At 72.8% G+C, this 3,336-nt stretch carries 3 protein-coding genes; 2 read left to right on the forward strand and 1 reads right to left on the reverse strand.

Annotated elements, in window-relative coordinates:
- On the reverse strand, positions 1 to 921 hold a 921-nt coding region (locus GT030_RS12800; RefSeq protein WP_161201211.1), incomplete at its 3' end, for a PAS domain-containing protein.
- Positions 922 to 1,183: 262 nt separating this feature from the next.
- Here GT030_RS12800 and GT030_RS12805 point away from each other — a divergent pair.
- Together GT030_RS12805 and GT030_RS12810 are read left to right on the forward strand one after the other, a co-directional pair.
- Positions 1,184 to 2,497, forward strand: a complete 1,314-nt coding sequence (locus GT030_RS12805; RefSeq protein WP_161201212.1) for a DEAD/DEAH box helicase — start codon at positions 1,184 to 1,186, stop codon at positions 2,495 to 2,497.
- Positions 2,498 to 2,684: 187 nt separating this feature from the next.
- Positions 2,685 to 3,336, forward strand: a 652-nt coding sequence (locus GT030_RS12810; RefSeq protein ID WP_346009626.1) for an NAD(P)-binding domain-containing protein, incomplete at its 3' end; no start/stop codon positions are given.

Genomic DNA, 3,336 nt, shown 5'->3' on the forward strand with positions numbered 1-3,336 from the left:
GGCCAGGTCCGCGAACCGGGGCACGACGGCCGCGGCCAGCTCGCCCGCCGTCTGCCGCAGGTCCAGCGTGCTGCCGATGTCGGCGCTGGCCTCGGAGAGGGTCGCCAGGTGCCGGTGCGCGGCCGCGATCTCTGCCGCCGCGAGGTGGCGGGCGGTGACGTCCACGACGGACACCGCGACGCCCAGGACCTTCCCGCGCCGGTCCTCGATCCGGTAGTACGACTCCGACCAGGCGTGGTCGTGGTCCGGGTCGGCCGGGACACGGCCGATGGTGCGGTGGTCGAGGATCGGCTCGCCGGTGCGCAGCACGCGCCGCATCGCGGCCTCGATGGCCTGCGTGTCCACGCCCGGCAGCGTGTCCTCCAGCCGCCGCCCGACCACGTCCCCCTCGGTCACCCCGTTCGCGGTGCTCAAGGCGTCGTTGATACGAATCCAGCGCAGCTCGGTGTCGAAGACGGCGAGGCCGACCGGTGACTGGTTGATCAGCAGCTCGGACAGGGCGAGGTCGCTCTCCACCCGGCGCACGGTGTCCACGTCGGCGGCGAGCGTCAGCCCGAGCACGTTCCCCTCGGGATCGTGCAGACGGCCCTTGCGGTATTCCACCGAACGGGTCGAACCGTCCTTGCACCGGGCGAGGAACACCCCCGCGAAACTGGTGCCCACCTGGGCCTGCCGGAACAGCTCGCGGATGCGCTGCGCGTCCTCGGGAAACGCCACCAGCTCGGCCATCGACCTGCCGAGCGCCTCGGTCGCGTCGTAGCCGAACAACTGCTCGGCCTCGGGGCTCCACAGGACGATGCGGCCCCCGGCGTCCGTGACCAAGGCGGAGGCGTGCAGCAGGTCGAGCAGACCGCCGGACACCCTGACCGCCCGGTCCTCGGCCTGTTCGGGCCCGTGCTCCCACGAGTCCTTGGCAGCCATACCTGTCGCCTTCCCGTCGACCGCCCCGGTACGAGTACACGGAACGCGTCTTTTGCATCAGCTCATACCACTATGCCGTGTGCCCCTGATCCGCTCCTGCCCGATCGGATCGGGGTATCAGGCCGACCGGACCCTGGTACGCGCCTTGTGTTAGCGTGAAACTTTTGCACGGTAGTGACGGTCGGTGACCCCGCCCGTCCGGTCGCCGTACCTCGTCCTACCGGGCCTTCCTCGGTACGCCCCCTCTTGCGGAAGGCTTGTCATGAACCACCCGGACCCCGCCGAGTCGCAGCCGTCGGTCACCTCCTTCGCCGACCTGGACCTGCCGCCCGCGGTGCAGCGCAAGCTCGCCGAACTGGACGTGCGCGAGCCCTTCCCGATCCAGGCGGCCACGATCCCCGACGCCCTCGCCGGCCGCGACATCCTGGGACGCGCCCGCACCGGCTCCGGCAAGACCCTCGCCTTCGGCCTCCCCCTGCTCGCGCGTACGGCGGGCCGCCGGGCGGAATCCAAGCAGCCGCTGGCCCTGATCCTGGTACCCACCCGTGAGCTGGCCCAGCAGGTGTGCGCATCGCTCACCCCGTACGCCGACGCGCTGGGGCTGCGGATGGCCGCGGTGGTCGGCGGCATGTCCATCGGCCGCCAGATCGCCGCGCTGCGCGAGGGCGCCGAGGTCGTCGTCGCCACCCCCGGCCGGCTGCACGACCTCATCGAGCGCAAGGCGTGCCGTCTGGGCCGGGTCCGGATCACGGTCCTCGACGAGGCCGACCAGATGTGCGACATGGGCTTCCTGCCGCAGGTCACCGAGGCGCTGGAGCAGGTGCGGCCCGACGGTCAGCGCCTGCTGTTCTCCGCGACCCTGGACGGCGATGTCGACGGCCTGGTCCGCGACCACCTCCAGGACCCGGCCTCGCACTCGGTCGACCCCTCGGCGGGCGCGGTCACGACCATGGACCACCACGTCCTGGTCGTGCACGGGCCGGACCGGTACGCCGTGACCACGGAGATCGCCGCGCGCGAGGGCCGGGTGCTGCTGTTCCTGGACACCAAGCACGGCGTCGACCAGCTCACCCGGCACCTGCGGGCCAGCGGGGTGCACGCGGCGGCCCTGCACAGCGGCAAGTCCCAGCCGCAGCGCACCCGTACCCTCGCGCAGTTCAAGGACGGGCAGATCACCACGCTGGTGGCGACCAACGTCGCGGCGCGCGGCCTCCACATCGACGACCTCGACCTCGTGGTCAACGTCGACCCGCCCGCCGACGCCAAGGACTACCTGCACCGCGCCGGCCGCACCGCGCGCGGCGGCGGCTCGGGCAGCGTGGTGACACTGGTGCTGTCGGGCCAGCGGCGCGAACTGAGCAAGGTGACGTCGGAGGCCGGAGTCGAGCCGACGGTCACCAAGGTGCGCTCCGGCGAGGCCGCGCTCACCCGCATCACCGGCGCCCGCAGGCCCTCCGGCACCCCGCTCGACGGCGGCCCGTCCTCCCGCCCCAAGAACACCAACGCGCCGTTCCGCGGCATGGGCTCCAGCAAGGACACGTCCGGGGGCCCGCCGTCGGCGAGGACCCGGTCGTAGAAGGCAGCACGGCCGAGCGAAAGTTGGTCGCTCTGTACGGCAGGAACGGCCGGACCTGCGCGGCGGTCGGCATCAACATGGTTCGCGCCCTGCGCGGCTACCGAGCACAGGTCGCCGCGGCGGCCCCCCTTCTCACTGGGAGTGCGGCATGAGCGACACCCTTAGGGCCGGTGTGATCGGCCTGGGCATGATCGGCGGCGGTGTGGCCGTCAGCCTGGCCCGCAGCGGACGCATCCCCGCGGTCTACGACGTCCGCCCGGACGCCGCCGCGGACCTGGCCGGCGTACCCGATCCGCTCGGCTCACCCGCCGAGGTGGCCGAGGCGTCCGACGTCGTGATGGTCGCGGTGGTCAACGCCGACCAGGCCCGCGAGGTCATCGGCGGCAACGACGGCCTGCTGCGGGCGGCCCGGCCGGGACTGACCGTCGTCCTGCTCGCCACCGTCGCCCTGCCGGTCGTCCACGAACTAGCGGCGCTGTGTGCCGAGTTCGGCGTGGGCTTCCTCGACTGTGGGGTGACCCCGGGCGACAAGGCCGCCGAGAACGGTATGGTCGCCATCCTCGGAGGCGAGCAGAAGACCGTGGACGCGGCCCTGCCCGTCCTCGTGGACTGGGCGAGGAAGGTGGTGCACTGCGGCCCGTCCGGCGCCGGCATGGCCACCAAGATCGCCCGCAATGTCGTCACGTACGGCAGTTGGCGCACGGTCGCCGAGGCCGCCGCGCTGGCCCGCGCCGCCGCCGTGGACCCGGCCCGGCTCGCCGAGGTCATCGACGCGGCCGACCCCGAGGGCCGCACCCTGCTGCAACTACTGCGCATGCAGGGCGCCGACGGCGTGCTGC

The organism is Streptomyces sp. SID1328 (assembly GCF_009865595.1).
GTDB classification, from domain to species: domain Bacteria; phylum Actinomycetota; class Actinomycetes; order Streptomycetales; family Streptomycetaceae; genus Streptomyces; species Streptomyces griseoluteus.

What these genes read in the sequence shown, in the direction of transcription:
- GT030_RS12805 (WP_161201212.1), top strand. Translation starts at nt 1,184, where the DNA reads ATGAACCACCCGGACCCCGCCGAGTCGCAGCCGTCGGTCACCTCCTTC.